Genomic DNA, 18,623 nt, shown 5'->3' on the forward strand with positions numbered 1-18,623 from the left:
ATATGCGTAATATCGGGGAGTCCAGAATCTATGTCGTTCCCGAACTTTCCACCAACAACGAACAGTGGATAAATCCCGACTTCAGCACTCCCGAACTGCGAACTCATTATGACAATATCAAGCAAATGGTCAAGGAAAAGACCGGACGTGCCATGCAGGAAAAGGAAAGGGAACGCAAGGGAAAGAATGGAAAAATTATCAAGGTGGCGGGATGTTCACCCATCCGTGAAGGAGTATTGCTCATTAGACCGGATACCACACTGGCTGATGTACACAAATTCGGTGAAGAGTGTCAAAGGCGCTGGGGCATCACTCCACTACAAATTTTCCTGCACAAAGACGAAGGGCATTGGCTGAACGGTCAGCCGGAAGCGGAAGACAAAGAAAGCTTTCAAATTGAAGGCAGATGGTTCAAGCCGAACTATCATGCTCATATCGTATTCGACTGGATGAACCACGAAACTGGAAAGAGCCGAAAGCTCAATGATGAGGATATGGCAACCATGCAGACCTTGGCTTCCAATATACTTCTGATGGAACGTGGGCAGGCAAAAGCTGTCACTGGTAAGGAGCACTTGGAGCGAAACGATTTCATCATAAAAAAACAGAAAGCCGAACTGCAACGTATAGAGGAAACCAAACGACACAAGGAGCAACAGGTAAGCCTTGCCGAACAAGAACTCAAACAAGTAAAAGCAGAGATACGCACGGACAAACTCAAAAGTGCAGCTACCGATGTAGCCACTGCCATAACCAGTGGTGTAGGTTCTCTTTTCGGAAGTGGTAAATTAAAAGATTTGGAACACGCCAACGAAAGTTTACGCTATGAAATTTCCAAGCGTGACAAAAGCATTGATGACTTAAAAGTTCAGATGCAACAAATACAGGAGCAGCATGGCAGACAAATTCGTAATCTTCAAGGAATACATAATCAAGAACTTGAAGCCAAAGACAAGGAAATTTCACGATTGAGTACCATTCTCGAAAAAGCATTCTGCTGGTTCCCATTGCTCAAAGAAATGCTGAGAATGGAAAAATTATGTTATGTCATTGGCTTTACCAAGGGGATGGTTGATTCTCTTTTATACAAAAGGGAAGCAATCAGGTGCAGCGGAAAAATCTATTCCGAAGAACATAAACGAAGATTTGAAATCAAGAACGATATTTTCAAGATAGAGAAGAGTTCGGTTGATGAAAATAAATTAGTGCTAACTATAAACAGGCAGCCGATAGGTGAATGGTTCAAAGATCAATGGGAAAAATTAAGGCATGGTTTGCGACAATCAGCAGAAGAACCAAGAAAAAATAGAGGATTCAAATTATAACCAACAATAAGCAAAAAAGTGTAATTCAATGATGAATTACACTTTAATTCCCTATATTTACAAATCATTTAAAAAGTTAAGGCACATAAATCAACCACAATGGGCAAAAAATAAAAAATATATTAATTAGTCTAAGCATTTCGATGCTATCTTCTTCTTGTTCAACTATATTAGAAATAATAACAGGAAACAGAAAATGTGCATATCCTAATTGTACAGAACGAACAAGCAGTAACTCTGCTTATTGCCCATATCATAAACCTTACTAACTAAAACAACACCTCACCTATGTTTGTATTATCATATCAAAAAAATGACACCTATTTCAAAACCCCCTCAGGTATTTGAGGAAACTGTGTTATTTCTCCATGCAACAAATAGTTTGTGCCATCCTCTTGCATTTTCATGAAGGTAACAATACTTTCTGAACGCAAACTATGAGTTTTTGCCAACTCATCCCAATCAACTCCCAAAAACTTATTGATGGCGGTATAAGTCAATGCAGAAGAACCTATTAAATTGAATTTATGTTCCTTTGCAGGCACATTTTCATCAGTCAGAATATCATTCTCATCCGTCTTATACGTTAATGTTAAATATGGCAATGTTTCATACGATAGATTTGGATCACTATTTTTTTCTACTGAAAATGAATAAGAACCCTTGGTAATAAAATCGCTATATACTTCATGCTTTATATAATTATATGTAAAGAAATAACAATCCTTAGCTTCATTATTTATCAAATACATAATCGTTCCATTAGGCAAAGACGGGTGTTTACTCTCATCTACACTATAAACCAAATAGCTGTCTGTAACCTTTACAGATATTCTTTCCGTTTCATTTGTAACATCATCCTTAACTATCAGATTTATATTTCCCTTTTCAAGTCCTGTAATACGGAGTACAGCAGTAACTCCATCATTTCCTAAAGTAATACATGATACAGAAACAATCTCTTTGTCTTCAGTAGTAACACTCAGAATACCACTACCGTTTGTAATAGGAATATCATTCCATCCCATTAACATTACCTCATAAGATTTTTTATCCAAATGAAAAGGTAAAACTTCTAGCTTTTCTTCGTTGCAACTTGTCATACCAAGCACACTTAGTATAATGACAATAAAAATAATATTATTTACTATCCTCATAAACAAACATCTAATTAACTTATAATCAAATTGTTTTAAAATCAAAAACGTATAATAGAACCCACATAAAAAAAACAATAACCCTGAAGTTTGCTTGTTCAGCAGGGACAACAGGGTCTTACGTTTGCAAATATAGCTATTAATTTCTATTTTTGCAAGAAAAGTCTTGTTTTTAAACTTATACCAAATGAAATATGACGAATGTTTGCAGGTACTATCCCCGGCAAGATTAAATAAATACGCACAAGCAAGTGGTAATGAAAAAGCCAAAACCTTGCGCCTATACCAATATAACATCAAGTTGAGCCAACGTTTTTATGGAGTTATCGGTATGTTTGAGATAATGCTACGCAATGCCATAAACGCTCACTACAAACAATATTTCAATGATGATAATTGGATAATCAACCAAGCAAGACCCAATGGATTACTTGAACAGGAAGCTTCCGAAATAGTACGCATACAGCGCACTTATACCAATATGGGAGTGTACAATAACGATAAGATGGTAGCTTCCTTTACATTTGGCTTCTGGACTTATCTGTTTACAAGACGCAATTACCGCATAGGAGGAAAAACACTTCTTCAAATATTCCCCAACAAAGCGCATGGTTTAAAGCAAACAGACATCTACAAACAACTGACTGCCATCCGTGAATTTCGTAACAGAATAGCACATCATGAACCTATCTGCTTCAACGCTACACGTGCGATAGATACAAAATATGCCAAAGAGCATTATGAGTTAATACGAACCTATATAGAATATATGGGATTTGATTCGGATTCTGTATTGCGAATGGTAGAAAAGCCCGATTCTATACTAAAAGTAATAGATGGCATGAAGTAAATGCCCCATCTTTGGTGGGATACATAAGGATGATTGGGAACAATTTGGGAACATCTCCGATAAAAAGAAAAAGCTAAGTATCGAACTATCAATCACTTAGCTTTTATCTTTGTACCCAGACCCGGGGTCGAACCGGGATGGAAGTGAATCCACTGGTGTTTGAGACCAGCGCGTCTACCGATTCCGCCATCTGGGCATGTTTGACTTCTCAAATGCGGTGCAAAGATACAGCTTTTTTCTAAACCTGCAATACTTTTCCTAAAAAAAGGCGAAAAAAACGATAAAACCTGCTTGAATCATTCCTTGTTTGTAAAATATGCAGTACATTAGCAGAAACTTTTAAAATCAATAGCATGGTAACCAATAAGGATAATTTCTGTGTAATTATGGGCGGAGGAATCGGCAGCCGTTTCTGGCCATTCAGCCGCAAGACACTTCCAAAACAGTTTCTGGATTTCTTCGGTACAGGACGTTCCTTGCTGCAGCAAACCTTCGACCGCTTCAAGCAGGTAATCCCCATGGAAAATATACTTATCGTAACAAATGACTTGTATGCCGACCTTGTAAAAGAACAGCTTCCCGAACTTAAACCCGAACAGATTCTACTGGAGCCGACACGCAGGAATACAGCCCCCTGCATTGCGTGGGCTTCCTATCATATCCGCGCCTTGAATCCGAACGCCAATATAGTGGTAGCTCCTTCGGACCACTTAATCCTGAAGGAAGGCGAATTTCTGGCAGCTATCGAAAAAGGGCTGGACTTCGTTTCCCAATCGGACAATCTGCTGACACTCGGCATCAAGCCCAACCGTCCGGAAACCGGATATGGCTATATACAAATAGCCGAAGCCGCCGGTGATAATTTCTACAAGGTAAAAACCTTCACTGAAAAGCCCGAACTGGAACTGGCAAAAGTATTCGTGGAAAGTGGAGAATTCTATTGGAACTCTGGTCTGTTCATGTGGAACGTAAATACCATCATCAAGGCAAACGAAGCCCTGCTGCCCGAGCTGACTTCCAAACTGGCCCCCGGCAAAGATGTGTATGGAACAGTCCAAGAGAAACAATTCATTGATGAGAACTTCCCTGCTTGCCCCAATGTCTCCATAGACTTCGGCATCATGGAAAAGGCAGACAATGTATATGTGTCATTAGGCGATTTCGGCTGGTCTGATTTAGGAACCTGGGGGTCTTTGTATGATTTGTCTCCCAAAGATGAAGCAGGCAATGTAGCCTTAAAATGTAAATCCCTCATCTATAATAGCAAAGACAATATCGTGGTGCTGCCCGACAACAAACTTGCAGTTATCGACGGTTTGGAAGGTTATCTCATAGCCGAGTCGGACAATGTATTACTGATTTGCAAGAAAGATGAAGAACATACCATCCGCAAATATGTGAATGATGCCCAGATAAAACTGGGAGAGGAATACATTTAAATTAAAAATTAAAGGATAGGTGCCGAAGGCAAAAAAATAGCGGGAGCTGGATGAAGTCCAACTCCCGCTTCCGTTTATTTAGGGGAGGAAAATAAACCGATTAAAGCACTGCACGGATAGCTTCTGCCACAGCCTTGAATTCTTCGTCCGTCAGTTTCAGTTTGGGATTGGAGAAAAGCATATCTTTTTCGTTCTGCATAGGAATCAAATGTATGTGCGCATGAGGCACTTCCAGCCCCAATACCGCTTCTCCTACCTTTCTACACGGAAAGGCCTTGCCGATGGCAAGTGCCACTCTCTTGGCGAAAACATGCATCGCCGCCAAATCCTCATCGTTCAAATCGAAGATATAATCCACTTCCTGCTTGGGAATGACCAATGTATGACCTTTTACCAACGGATTGATGTCAAGGAACGCAAAGAATCTGTCATCCTCCGCCACCTTGTAGCAAGGTATTTCACCTGCGATAATTCTACTGAATATTGTTGCCATAGCTATAAATTATAAAATAAGGCAAGCCCGTATGCGGACCTGCCTTCCTTTAAAAGGATATGTTCACTACTTCCAGGTTAATCATGCCCTGCGGAACTTTAATTTCTGCGATGTCACCTACTTTCTTGCCAAGCAGACCTTGTGCAATCGGAGTATTGACGGAAATCTTTCCTTCCTTCAGATTGGCTTCACTTTCGGAAACGATAGTATAAACCATCTTCATGCCATTCTTCACGTTCTTAAGCTCTACCTTATTGAGAATCTGTACAGAATCGGTTTTCAACTTCGACTCATCAATAATCTTAGCGTCGGCAATGGTCAGCTTCAAGTTGTTAATTTTCATCTCAAGCATACCTTGAGCTTCCTTGGCAGCGTCATACTCTGCATTTTCCGACAAATCACCTTTGTCACGCGCTTCGGCAATGGCAGCCGATATTTTGGGACGTTCCACCGTCTCCAGGTGTTTCAATTCGGCCATCAATTTCTTGTAGCCGTCTTCTGACATATAAGCCATACTTTTTCCTCCTTAAATGTTATGTTAGTTTTTAATGGTACTATAAACAAAAAAGAATTCCAACATGGTCAGCATGCTGGAACCCTCTTTCCGATTTTCCTTTGCAAAGATAACCTTTTATACAATGCGTGTCAAGCATAAAAGGCTGCTTTGTAACATATTTAAACGAAAACTTCTTATTTATAACATGTTACAGCAATGCTTTCACTGCCGCCTCCAGGTCTTTAATGCTCTCTCCACGGGCACTCAACTCATTGTTCTTGTTGACCAGGAACACAGAAGGCACATTCTTCACATTATAAGAAGCCGCTATAGACGAATAAATTCCATTGCCGTCGCGCACACAAATCCAAGGCAGATTGTCGGCAGTTGTTTTCCAATAGTGCTCGTCTGCATCCAGAGAAACCTGATAGATTTCCAATCCCTGGGCGGCATACTTGTCGTACAAGTCGCGCAACATATAATTATGTGTAGCAGAAACGGCACTCTGATAAACAGTGAAGTCCACAATAACAGCCTTGCCCTTCAGTTCGCTCAACTTACGTGTATTGCCCTTCATGTCACGCAGGTTAATGTCGATGATGCCGGTTTCGGAAATTGCCTCTTCGGGGATTTCCACCACCTTCTGCTGCGGAGTACGGGTATTCTTCATTCCCTTTATCACAATATTGTAGAGGTTCTTGGAGCGGTCGGCATCCGGATAATAATTGTTCAGGCTGGTTGCCACGGCTGCAAAACACTTAATGTCTTCCTTATTGTTCAGAGGGTCGAAAATCAAATAATTATTCAACTTCTGGAACAAGGCGAAATAGGCAGCAGCCGTATTGGGAGCGGCAAAAATATAGCTGATTTTCACTTCATCCTTATAGTTCTTCAATAAAGAGGCAAGACTGTCCTCAAAAACATCGGCACCTATCTTATGTGCCTGCACCGACTGCAGCAATGCATTCACATTATCCTGAAGCTTCATCTGCTTCAGCGTCAAGTCCTTTATCTTCGAGCTATTCGGAGAACCTTCCACTGTATAGGCAGTGGCGAAATCGGTATAAGGTGCCTTTACCAAAACCGTTTCCGTCGAATCTACCGAGAAATTAATAACCTTGTCGTCTACCCGCAGACGGTAAAATTCCGGAGACACCGGACGTACCTGCTTGAAGTGGAAAGAGCCATCCCCTTCCAGCTTTACAGAATCCAAAGGAACAATACCTTCCAATGCCGAGGCTTCCAAATAAAGCATCTTGCCGTCGGCACCAGACACTTCACCCTCTACTTTGAATTTCGGTTCGGAATTACATGCACCCAATGCTATTGCAGCAAGTGCCATAAAAAAGATTTTCTTCATATCGTATCTTCAGTTTTGTTTTGCAAACGTGCCTGCAAATATACTTCTTTTCAAGTTCAGTCAAAGCATTTTCCCTCGTTCTTCCATATAGAAAACTGCAAAAAACAACTAAATACAAACTTTTTATCTCATTCCCACCATTTTACATGAATAAATTATGTATCTTTGCACGAATTTTGAAAGAAAATTAGATATAAAACATTTTTTATGATTAACCCAATTGTTAAGACGATCGAGCTTCCTGATGGCAGAACCATCACGCTCGAAACGGGAAAGCTGGCAAAACAGGCAGACGGTTCTGTAATGCTTCGTATGGGCAACACCATGCTTTTAGCTACTGTTTGTGCCGCCAAGGACGCAGTTCCCGGAACAGATTTCATGCCATTACAGGTAGAGTACAAAGAAAAATTCTCCGCATTCGGACGTTTCCCCGGCGGTTTCACAAAGCGCGAAGGACGCGCTTCTGACTACGAAATCCTCACTTGCCGCCTCGTTGACCGTGCTCTCCGCCCCTTATTCCCTGATAATTTCCATGCAGAGGTATACGTAAACATCATTCTTTTCTCAGCAGACGGCGTAGATATGCCCGACGCTCTGGCCGGACTCGCAGCTTCTGCCGCACTTGCAGTTTCAGATATCCCCTTCAACGGACCTATTTCCGAAGTACGCGTAGCACGCATCAACGGACAATTCGTCATCAACCCTACCTTCGAACAACTAGAACAAGCCGATATGGACTTGATGGTGGGCGCCACTTATGAAAACATCATGATGGTGGAAGGCGAAATGGACGAGGTTTCCGAGCAGGACTTGCTGGAAGCGATGAAGGCCGCACACGAAGCCATTAAGATTCAGTGCAAGGCACAGATGGAACTGGCAGAAGAAGTAGGCTCTACCGTGAAACGCGAATATTGCCACGAAGTGAACGACGAAGAACTCCGTAAGGCCGTTCACAACGCTTGCTACGACAAGGCTTATGCCATTGCCGCTTCCGGAAACAAGAACAAGCACGAACGCATGGATGCTTTCGATGCCATCCGCGAAGAATTCAAGGCACAGTTCTCCGAAGAAGAACTGGAAGAAAAGGCAGCCCTCATCGACCGTTACTATCACGATGTGGAAAAAGAGGCGATGCGCCGTTCCATTCTGGACGAAGGCAAGCGCCTTGACGGACGTAAGACGACCGAAATCCGTCCTATCTGGTGTGAGACCAGCTACCTGCCCGGCCCTCACGGTTCCGCTATCTTTACACGTGGCGAAACACAGTCTTTGTCTACTGTGACTTTAGGCACCAAGTTGGACGAGAAGATTATCGACGACGTATTGGAACACGGAAAAGAACGTTTCCTTCTGCACTACAACTTCCCTCCGTTCTCTACGGGCGAAGCCAAGGCACAGCGCGGTGTAGGCCGTCGTGAAATCGGCCACGGCCATCTGGCATGGCGTGCATTGAAGGGTCAGATTCCTGCAAACTATCCGTATGTAGTACGCGTGGTATCCGATATCCTCGAATCAAACGGTTCTTCTTCCATGGCTACCGTATGTGCCGGAACTCTGGCATTGATGGATGCAGGTGTGAAAATCAAGAAACCGGTATCAGGTATCGCCATGGGATTGATTAAGAATGCAGGCGAAGACAAATATGCCGTATTGTCCGATATCCTCGGTGATGAGGACCACTTGGGCGACATGGACTTCAAGGTGACCGGAACAAAAGACGGTATCACCGCCACTCAGATGGACATCAAAGTGGACGGTCTGTCATACGAAATCCTCGAAAAGGCATTGCTGCAGGCTAAAGAAGGCCGCGAATATATCTTGGGCAAAATCACCGAGTGCATTGCCGAGCCTCGCGAAGACCTGAAACCTCACGCTCCGCGTATCGAGACAATGACCATTCCCAAGGAATTCATCGGTGCTGTCATCGGCCCTGGTGGAAAGATTATCCAAGGTATGCAGGAAGAAACCGGTGCTACCATTACTATTGAAGAAGTGGACAACATCGGTAGAATCGAAATCGCCGGTACCAACAAGAAGAGCATCGATGATGCTATGCGTATCATCAAAGGGATTGTAGCTGTCCCCGAAGTAGGCGAAGTCTACAAAGGCAAGGTACGCTCCATTATGCCTTACGGTGCATTCGTTGAATTCCTGCCGGGTAAGGACGGCTTGCTCCATATCTCCGAAATCGACTGGAAACGTCTGGAAACAGTAGAAGAAGCCGGTATCAAGGAAGGTGATGAAATTGACGTAAAACTTCTCGACATCGACCCGAAGACCGGAAAATTTAAGCTGTCACGCAAAGTATTGCTTCCGAGACCGGAAAGACAAGAAAGACCGGAAAAGAAATAAGAAATCTCTTATTCTTTAAGTATATAAAGCCTGGTGGAACCCCATCAGGCTTTCTTTTTGTCAATACTGCCAGAAATGGCTCTGAAAAAACAAGGCATAATGCTTGCATATTCCAAAAAGATTATGTTTTTTTGCTATGTAAAGCCTTATATTCCATAAAGAACCTCAATTAATGTCCGGTTTAAGGAGCCTACATACTATGAATCTTTTCTCACGCTTTTTCCAGGAAAACCAAGAAAAGTTTTTGGCTTTTGCTTATTCTTATCTCAGGGATAAAGCAGAAGCGGAAGACGTTGTGATGGAATCCATGATTGCCTTATGGGAAAACCGAGACCGCTGGGAAGAAAACAGTAACCTGCATGCCCTGCTGCTGACCATCATAAAGAACAAAGCCCTGCACGTACTCGAGCACAAGCAGGTGCGTCTGCGAGCGGAAGAAACCATCAGCAGCCACAACCTGCGCGAACTGGACTTACGCATCTCCACCTTGAAAGCCTGCGAACCGGACCAGATATTCAACACGGAAATACAGCATATCGTAAATAAGACCTTACAGGAAATGCCCGAGCAAAGCCGGAAGATATTCATGTTGAGCCGATACCAGAACCTGGCAAACAAGCAGATTGCCGATAGTCTGGACATATCACTTAAAACCGTAGAGGCACACATCACCAAAGTGCTGCGGATTCTCCGGCTGAGACTGAAAGATTATCTTGTTACCATACTCATAATATTAATATCCTAAAAAATGCTTCTACGGAATAGGGTTACCGCCCACTTTCCGGTTATATATACAAAAGGTAAAAAGAGCACGTTTTAGAAAAGAAATAAATTATTGACAATGAACCAAGAGCTATTATATAAATATTTCAAAGGTATTACTTCCGTTGAAGAAGAAAAGATGATACTCGACTGGATAGACGCCTCGGATGAAAACCGGAACATCTTCCTGAAAGAGCGCATGATATACGACATTTCTTTGTTCTCGGACAAGCAGGGAAACAATGAAAAGAAAACGGTGCGCATCATGCCGATGCTCCGCTGGGCGGCCCGTATAGCCGCCGTCACCATTGTCGCCATTGCCGGTTATTTCATCACCTCCGACTTTTTATATAACAAGGAGGTGCAGTTGCAAACAGTCACTGTGCCTGCCGGACAACGGGCCCAAATTACCCTCGCCGATGGAACACGCGTATGGCTGAACTCCAAGTCCACCATGAAATATGCCGCCAACTTCGGACGCAACGAACGAAATGTGGAATTGGACGGAGAGGCCTACTTTGAAGTAGCCAAAAACAAGAATATCCCATTCTATGTACATACAGAAACGAACAAGGTAAAAGTTGTAGGAACGAGTTTCAACGTCTGTGCCTACAGTGGGAGCCATGAGTTCGGAACCACATTGGTGGAAGGTATCGTCGATATCTATCCGGCCAACAGCAGCCAGATAATCACCAGGTTGCAGAAAGACGAGGTATTTCTCAATGAAAACGGAAAATGTAGAAAGGCCGTCCTTCCTTCCTATGAATATCTACGCTGGAAAGAGGGACTATACTGTTTTGACGACGCTCCATTCAGCGGTATCCTCGGTAGACTGGAGAAATACTATAATGTAAAGATAACCGTTGCCAGTCCTCAACTGCTGAACTACGGCAGCTTTACCGGCAAGTTCAGAGAGCAGGACGGCATCGAACATATACTGCGGACCATCTCGAAAGACCATCCTTTCAAGTTCCGCATCAACGAAGAAAAGGATTCAATTGTTATATATGAGTAAGAAAAAAAGATCGGAAAGTACCCCCATACTTTCCGATCCGAAACAGTCAAAAATCGACCTTAATCAATTTATTAACTTAACACAGTGACAAAGATATGAGAAAAATTTTGTTGATGAGGCTTTTTTATCTAAAAAAATTAGATTTTAAGCAATTATTGCAAACCTATGAAAATCACATTATTCCTTCTCCTGCTTGTTATATTTCAGGTGTACAGCGGGAACTGCTACTCTCAGAATGCCAGGGTCAGCATTCAAAATGCCCGGCTGAGGGTAGGGCAAGTTCTCGAGCAAATTGAATCGCAAACAGAATACTTATTTGTATATAACAAACAGAACGTCGATGTACGCCGTACCGTCGACATCAATGCAAGCAACCAAACTGTTTCCGAAGTACTTGACCAAATGTTCAAAGGGACAGACATCAAGTATGTGATGGAAGGCAAAAACATCGTTTTAACCAAAAACAGCAGGAGTGCTGAGGATAAGACAGACACTCTGCAGGAAATGGCTATTGTAAGAGGAAAGGTGACGGACTCCAAAGGCGAACCGATTATCGGTGCCAACATTCTTGAAAAAGGGACCGCCAATGGTGTTATCACCAATACCGAAGGAGAATTTAGTATGAATATCCCTCCTTATGCCACTATTGTCGTATCCTACATCAGTTATGAGCCGCAAACCATTGCCCTGAACGGTAGAAATAATCTCCACATCCGGATGGAAGAAAAGAACCTCGCCCTGGAGCAAGTAGTGGTAACCGCCATGGGTATCCAGAAGAAAATGTCCTCATTGACCTATTCTACCCAACAGATAAGCAGCAATGAGCTGACCCGTGCCAAAGAGCCGAACATGATTAATACACTGGCAGGAAAGACGGCCGGAGTACAAATCAATAAAACCGCCAATTTAGGAGGTTCTGCCAAAGTCGTCATTCGCGGTGCACGCTCTGCATTTGCCAGCGGCAACAACCAGCCCTTGTACGTAATTGACGGTGTTCCTATGCTGAACAGCTCAACAGAATCCACCTCCACCGTAATCGGCGGTAACTACGATGGATTGAACCGTGATGCCGGTGACGGGATTTCCAACTTGAATCCGGACGACATAGAAAGCATCAACATCCTGAAAGGTTCTTCTGCCGCCGCGCTTTATGGTTCGCAGGCAGCTAATGGCGTCATTCTGATCACCACTAAAAAGGGAAAGGCCGGACTGCAGCGCGTTACATTCTCCTCCAACCTGACCGTAAGTCACGCCATCAGTACCCCCGAATTCCAAAATACATACGGCCGGAACGAAGATGGCGGTACGGCAAGCTGGGGTACAAAAGGCAATGTAACGGACTATGACAACATAGGCGAGTTCTTCAGCAATGGCATCACCACTTTCAATTCGCTGGCTATCACTACCGGAAATGAAAAGGTACAAACTTATTTCTCATACGCCAACACCACGGCTAAAGGAATTGTGGACAATAACAAACTACAGAAGAATAACCTGAACCTACACGAAACGGCCAGCCTCTTCAACAACAAGCTGAAACTGGACGGCATTGCAACACTAATGACCCAAACCGTCAAGAACTCCCCTGCTACCGGCGGCTATTATCTGAATCCGCTGGTCAGCTTGTACAGTTTCCCACGTGGCGTAGACATGAGCACTTACAGAGAAAACTTTGAAACGTGGAATGCCGACCGCAATATGATGACACAAAACTGGATTGAAAAGAATGGAGATGGTACCGTCAGTGAATGGGGACAGAATCCCTACTGGCTGAAAAACCGCGTGCTCAGTGGCTACAAGCGTTATCGCGCTGTGGCATCGGCCAAAGCCAATCTGCACATTACGGACTACTTCAGCCTGCAGGTACGGGGTAATGTGGATTATATCAGTGATAAATTCGACAATAAGATGTATGCCACTACAGCTCCCAACATCGCCGGCAAATACGAGGACAAGGAAAACGGACGTTACATCTGGTCGGACAGCCAGGAAATCCAAGTCTACGGTGACGCAATGGTCTTGTTCAACAAGGAATTTGATGACTTTTCCCTCAATACGGCACTGGGAGCCAGCATCAACATGAGTAAAGTCAATTCACTGACGATAGACTCAAGGCTTGCTTCCCTCTACAAACCGAATGTATTTACCGTCCCCAATGTAGTGATGGACTCCAAAGCAGCCGTAAATCAGAGCATCGACAGCAAACGCACGCTCCAATCAGTATTTGCCACCATGCAGTGGGGCTGGAAAGGACTACTATACTTGGACATTACCGCACGTAACGACTGGTCATCCACATTAGCCCACACAGACAGCAAGAATACCGGATTCTTCTATCCCTCCATAGGAGCTACCTGGATTCTTAACAAAACCTGCTCCCTGCCCAAATGGATAAGTTTTGCAAAAGTGCGCGCTTCATGGGCGGAAGTCGGTAATGACCTCCCGATAGGAATCACCAATCCGGTAGACATCATCATGGTAGGCGGCAGTATCAATGTAAATACCGTAGAACAGCGCGGTGACCTGAAACCGGAAATCAGCAGCTCCATCGAATTCGGTACAGAATGGCGCTTCTTCCATCACCGCTTCGGAATAGACTTCACTTGGTATCAGACCAATACCAAGAACCAGTTGTTGAGAATGGACAATCCTACGGGCTCCACCTATAAATACCGGTATGTCAATGCCGGAAAAATACGTAACCAGGGTTTTGAACTGACGGTAGACGCCACTCCGCTACTATACAGAAACTTTTCGTGGAAGAGTCTCATCAACATGTCCGCCAACAAGAACAAAGTAGTGACCCTGCATCCTGACTATCCGGAATTTTCCTACTACGAAGAAGGTTTCAACGCAGGCTATCAGATGCGCGTCAAAGAAGGAGGCAGCCTGGGGGATATTTATGGAAATGCTTTCTGCCGTAACGAGGATGGCAGCATCATGGTTGATGAAACCAGCAAAAGGCCTTTAGGAAATACCGGAAATAAGGATTTGCTTGGGAATGCCAATCCTGACTTCACGATGGGATGGAGCAACACACTTACCTACAAGAACCTGGAGCTCTATTTCCTGATAGATTTCCGCTTTGGCGGCGAAGTCATGTCACTGACACAGTCTGAGTTGGATGCCAACGGCGTGACCAAAGTCACCGAAGATGCCCGCACCCGGGGATATGTAGAATACCAGGGACAGAAGTTCAACGACCCGAGAGCATTTTACAGCGCAGTAGGCGGCAGAAATGCCATCTCCGAATATTATATGTACGACGCAACCTGCATCAGACTCCGTGAAGTATCACTGAGCTATTCTTTCCCGAAAACGATACTGGAAAACAGTAGATTCATAAAGGGAATCGACGTATCATTGGCAGCGCGCAACTTGTGTTTCTTAAAGAAGGAAGCACCGTTCGACCCCGATGCAGTAATGTCCGTAGGCAACAACAATCAAGGAGTAGACGTGTTTGGCATGCCTACTACCCGGAATATCGGCTTTAACCTAAGATTAACCTTTTAAAATGAATACCTTATGAAAAACAAGTGCATCATATTCCTTTTCTGCCATAGCATATTGCTGCTTGCAGCTTGCACCGGCGGTTTTGAGAACGACAACGAAATCAAGGGAGGTTTCTCGGACGACAAAAAGGAAATAGATTTCCAGAACCTGACTGCTCCATTCGAACCCATACAGTCGGGCATCTACTTCAATATAGGTTCTGTAGGCTTAAATTGGGTATGGCAGATGACACAATCCCTGAACCATGACATGTTCTCCGGCTACTTCATGGACCCTATTCCTAAATTCATGAAATCCAACGCCTGCTACAACCTGAACTCAGGCTGGACCAATGCCGCATGGCAATGTACTTACGGATATGTCTACACGGAGGTGCAGAAGGCAGAAAAGAACTTTTATGGCAATGACAACTTGAAAGGCTACCTCGGCATTACCGAAATTTTGAAAGTGGAACTGATGCACCGCATTGCCGATACATACGGTCCGCTGGTCTACCATCAACTGGGTGAGACACCCCGGGTTTACGGACTGCAAGAAGCCTATACACGCTTCTTTGCAGACCTGGACGAAGGGCAGCAATTGATAAGGGAATACCTGGACGAGGGCGGTGACAACAACAAATTCAAAGAGTATGATATGCTGACCAACGGCAAGACCTTGAAGGAGTGGTTAAAGTTTGCCAACTCACTACGTTTGCGCCTTGCCATGCGCATCTCCAATGTGGATGCAACACTTGCCAAAGACCAAGCAACCAAAGCACTGAATGACAATCAAGGTGTACTGGAAGGTGCAAGGGAAACCATCGCTGTAATGGGCAAGAACTATATCAATCCTTTGTGTGCCGTTGCCGGTTGGGGTGAAGTCTACATGAATGCCTCGATGGAATCCATTGTCAACGGTTATGAGGACCCGCGTGGCAAGAAATGGTATAACACCGCCCTTCTCGAAGGTTATCAAAAACAGTTGTTAGGCATTCCCATCGGGTTACCCATGAAAGACGGTGACGCCAACATTTACAGTTTTTGCTCTTCCCTCAACACAAGTACCATCGGCGAAAAGACCGGAGCCGTATTGATGAGTGCGGCAGAAGTCTGGCTGCTCAGGGCCGAAGCAGCCCTCCGTGGCTATACCAAAGAGAATCCCCGCACATGCTATGAATACGGGGTAAGTACTTCATTTACACAGTGGGACTGTGCTGGTGCCTCCGAATATCTGGAAAGCGACAAAACCCCTGCCGATTATAAAGATGTAGTCTCGGGCGGCAAGGTAGGCAAGGACATGAAAGCCTTGATTACCATATCCCCCAAATGGGAAGAAGATGCAGACATAGAGACGAAACTCGAAAAGATTATTACCCAGAAGTGGCTGGCATGCTGGCCCGAAAGTTATGAGGCATGGGCTGAGCAACGCCGTACCGGATACCCCAAACTTTTCAAGGTCCAAAACAACACCGGAAAAGTGATTGATACGGATATCATGATCCGCCGCCTTCCGTTCTCGACGGACGCCGCCACTGCCGACCCGGCACAATACGCCACCCTCACGGAAAAACTGGGTGGCGCAGATAACGGCGCCACCCGCCTTTGGTGGGATACGGGGAAAAACTCTTTCTAGAACAGACTCCACGCAACCGTAAGCCCTGCCATCACAATGGCTACCATGCTCATCAGCTTGATTAGGATATTCAAGCTCGGACCGGATGTGTCCTTGAACGGGTCTCCTACGGTGTCACCCACGACTGTAGCCTTGTGGACTTCACTGCCTTTGCCGCCAAAGTTGCCTTCTTCCACATACTTTTTGGCATTATCCCATGCACCACCGGCATTTGCCATGAAGATGGCAAGCACGAAACCACTGCTCAATCCGCCAATCAGCAGGCCGAGCACACCGGGAACACCGAAAATAAGTCCCGTCGCAATCGGAGCAATGATAGCTATCAGTGACGGAATCACCATCTCGCGTTGCGCCCCTTTCGTCGAGATTGCCACACAACGCTCATAATCAGGCTCCGTTTCTCCCGTAAGGATTCCCTTGATTTCGCGGAACTGGCGGCGCACTTCGTCTACCATATGGGCCGCTGCACGCCCTACCGCATTCATCGTCAATCCACAGAAAAGAAATGCCATCATCGAGCCCAGAAACATACCGGAAAGAACTTTCGGATTCATCAGCGTCACATCGTAGTGATGCATAAAGTCGAAGAAAGTGGCATCTTGAAGAGCCACGGCATCGCCATGAGGAAGCGACAGTTCGGTAGTCCCGAGGCGGGTCAGCCCGATACGGATTTCCTCGACATAAGAGGCCAGCAAAGCCAATCCCGTCAAAGCGGCGGAACCGATGGCAAAGCCTTTGCCCGTAGCGGCTGTAGTATTGCCCAAGGAGTCAAGCGCATCGGTACGCTTACGCACCTCTTCACCCAGACCGGACATTTCCGCATTGCCACCCGCGTTGTCAGCTATCGGTCCGTAAGCATCTGTAGCAAGCGTGATGCCCAATGTAGAAAGCATACCTACTGCGGCAATGCCAATACCATAGAGCCCCAGACCCACATTAGAGAAGTCGAAGCCCGAAGCAAAGAGATAAGAAGCAATGATACCTATCACCACGGCAATCACCGGAATAGCCGTAGAAAGCATTCCCAAGCCTATACCGGAAATTATGACTGTCGCCGGACCGGTCTTTCCGCTTTCACTCAGCTTTTGGGTAGGACGGTAGGATTGGGAAGTATAGTACTCCGTAGACCGCCCGATGATGATACCTACTATCAAACCCACTATCACGGAGCAGGAAATCCACAGCCAGTTGTCCAACTTCAGCAACCACAGGATAAAGAAAGTGGCGACAACTATCAAAATAGAGCTGAGATTAGTACCGAAAGCCAGTGAGTTCAGCAAGTCCTTCATCTTCGCATTCTCTTTGGTACGCACGGAGAAGATACCGATAATGGAAAGCAATATTCCGACGGCTGCAATCAGCATCGGAGCGATTACGGCCTTGAACTGCATCAGCGTATCACCCGAGTGGATAAAAGCCGCAGCACCGAGGGCAGCCGTAGCAAGGATAGAACCGCAATAACTTTCGTACAAATCAGCCCCCATACCTGCCACGTCGCCTACATTGTCGCCTACATTATCCGCAATCGTGGCAGGATTACGCGGGTCGTCTTCGGGAATACCGGCTTCCACCTTTCCCACAAGGTCGGCACCTACATCGGCAGCTTTTGTATAGATACCGCCACCTACGCGTGCAAACAATGCCTGCGTGGAAGCGCCCATACCGAAAGTCAGCATGGTAGTGGTAATGATGCAGAGTTTATGGGTGGGAGTCATTACATCTTCCGGAATTACAGCATTCAGCAACAGATACCAGAAAGATATATCAAGCAAGCCAAGGCCAACCACTACCAGTCCCATCACCGCACCGCTACGGAAAGCCACGCGTAGTCCGGCATTCAGCGATGTGCGTGCCGCATTGGCAGTGCGAGCCGATGCGTAGGTGGCCGTCTTCATACCCAAAAAGCCGGAAAGTCCGGAAAAGAATCCTCCGGTAAGGAAAGCAATCGGCACCCAGGAGTTCTGCACTCCGAAACCGTATGCCATAATGGAGAAAAGGATAACCAGCCCCAGAAATACCCAGCCCACAATCTTGTATTGTTGGCGAAGGTAAGACATAGCACCTTTGCGCACAGCAGCGGCAATCTTAATCATCTGAGGCGTACCCTCACTCTCTTTCATCATCTGACGATGGAAATACCAGGCAAAACAAAGTGCCATAATAGAAGCGGCTGGAACCAGCCAGAATAGGATTTGGTCCATAGCATTTATTCGTATTAAAAGGTTGAACGAAAGCCTAAAAATATTG

Annotated in this window: 13 protein-coding genes and 1 tRNA gene; 8 read left to right on the forward strand and 6 right to left on the reverse strand. The window is 45.1% G+C overall.

Features of this window, described 5'->3' with window-relative positions:
- On the forward strand, positions 1-1,325 hold a 1,325-nt coding region (locus DW947_RS08155), incomplete at its 5' end, for a mobilization protein (RefSeq protein ID WP_119958479.1).
- Between the two features lie 320 nt (positions 1,326-1,645).
- On the opposite strand, the gene DW947_RS21810 is transcribed toward DW947_RS08155, so the two are convergent.
- On the reverse strand, positions 1,646-2,482 hold the full coding sequence (locus DW947_RS21810) for a hypothetical protein (RefSeq protein ID WP_233519591.1): 837 nt from the start codon (positions 2,480-2,482) through the stop codon (positions 1,646-1,648).
- Positions 2,483-2,669: 187 nt separating this feature from the next.
- On the opposite strand from DW947_RS21810, the gene DW947_RS08165 reads away from it, so the two are divergent.
- Complete coding sequence (locus DW947_RS08165) at positions 2,670-3,332, forward strand: Abi family protein (protein ID WP_117682179.1); 663 nt, start codon at positions 2,670-2,672, stop codon at positions 3,330-3,332.
- Between the two features lie 112 nt (positions 3,333-3,444).
- On the opposite strand, the gene DW947_RS08170 is transcribed toward DW947_RS08165, so the two are convergent.
- Positions 3,445-3,528: transfer RNA gene (locus DW947_RS08170), tRNA-Leu, on the reverse strand.
- Between the two features lie 157 nt (positions 3,529-3,685).
- Here DW947_RS08170 and DW947_RS08175 point away from each other — a divergent pair.
- Entirely contained in the window at positions 3,686-4,771 is a 1,086-nt protein-coding gene (locus DW947_RS08175; protein ID WP_005824399.1) for a mannose-1-phosphate guanylyltransferase, read from the forward strand.
- A gap of 100 nt (positions 4,772-4,871) precedes the next feature.
- On the opposite strand, the gene DW947_RS08180 is transcribed toward DW947_RS08175, so the two are convergent.
- The 3 genes from DW947_RS08180 to DW947_RS08190 all read right to left on the reverse strand — a co-directional run bounded on the left by DW947_RS08180 (position 4,872) and on the right by DW947_RS08190 (position 7,120).
- Complete coding sequence (locus DW947_RS08180; protein WP_005824396.1) at positions 4,872-5,264, reverse strand: HIT family protein; 393 nt, start codon at positions 5,262-5,264, stop codon at positions 4,872-4,874.
- A gap of 49 nt (positions 5,265-5,313) precedes the next feature.
- Positions 5,314-5,778 (reverse strand): transcription elongation factor GreA, encoded by a 465-nt coding sequence (greA, locus tag DW947_RS08185; RefSeq protein ID WP_005824394.1) that lies wholly within the window; start codon positions 5,776-5,778, stop codon positions 5,314-5,316.
- Between the two features lie 190 nt (positions 5,779-5,968).
- A complete protein-coding gene (locus DW947_RS08190; RefSeq protein ID WP_005824390.1) occupies positions 5,969-7,120 on the reverse strand; it encodes a thioredoxin-like domain-containing protein in 1,152 nt (383 codons plus the stop codon).
- Between the two features lie 207 nt (positions 7,121-7,327).
- On the opposite strand from DW947_RS08190, the gene pnp reads away from it, so the two are divergent.
- The 5 genes from pnp (at position 7,328) to DW947_RS08215 (ending at position 16,376) form a co-directional block, all read left to right on the forward strand.
- The gene (gene pnp, locus DW947_RS08195) at positions 7,328-9,472 is read left to right on the forward strand and encodes a polyribonucleotide nucleotidyltransferase (RefSeq protein WP_008661979.1); all 2,145 of its coding nucleotides are present in this window, start codon (positions 7,328-7,330) and stop codon (positions 9,470-9,472) included.
- A gap of 172 nt (positions 9,473-9,644) precedes the next feature.
- Positions 9,645-10,217, forward strand: coding sequence for an RNA polymerase sigma-70 factor (locus tag DW947_RS08200; RefSeq protein WP_005833682.1), 573 nt, complete (start codon positions 9,645-9,647; stop codon positions 10,215-10,217).
- A 96-nt stretch (positions 10,218-10,313) separates the two neighbouring features.
- Complete coding sequence (locus tag DW947_RS08205; RefSeq protein ID WP_005833683.1) at positions 10,314-11,249, forward strand: FecR family protein; 936 nt, start codon at positions 10,314-10,316, stop codon at positions 11,247-11,249.
- Between the two features lie 165 nt (positions 11,250-11,414).
- A complete protein-coding gene (locus tag DW947_RS08210) occupies positions 11,415-14,762 on the forward strand; it encodes a SusC/RagA family TonB-linked outer membrane protein (protein ID WP_117963022.1) in 3,348 nt (1,115 codons plus the stop codon).
- 12 nt (positions 14,763-14,774) lie between these two features.
- A complete protein-coding gene (locus DW947_RS08215; protein ID WP_117703781.1) occupies positions 14,775-16,376 on the forward strand; it encodes a SusD/RagB family nutrient-binding outer membrane lipoprotein in 1,602 nt (533 codons plus the stop codon).
- Here the strand turns inward: DW947_RS08215 and DW947_RS08220 are convergent.
- A complete protein-coding gene (locus DW947_RS08220; protein ID WP_009037367.1) occupies positions 16,373-18,577 on the reverse strand; it encodes a sodium-translocating pyrophosphatase in 2,205 nt (734 codons plus the stop codon). The genes DW947_RS08215 and DW947_RS08220 overlap by 4 nt on opposite strands.
- Positions 18,578-18,623: the final 46 nt, after the last annotated feature.

This window comes from Bacteroides sp. AM44-19 (assembly GCF_003603395.1).
Lineage (GTDB): Bacteria > Bacteroidota > Bacteroidia > Bacteroidales > Bacteroidaceae > Bacteroides > Bacteroides uniformis.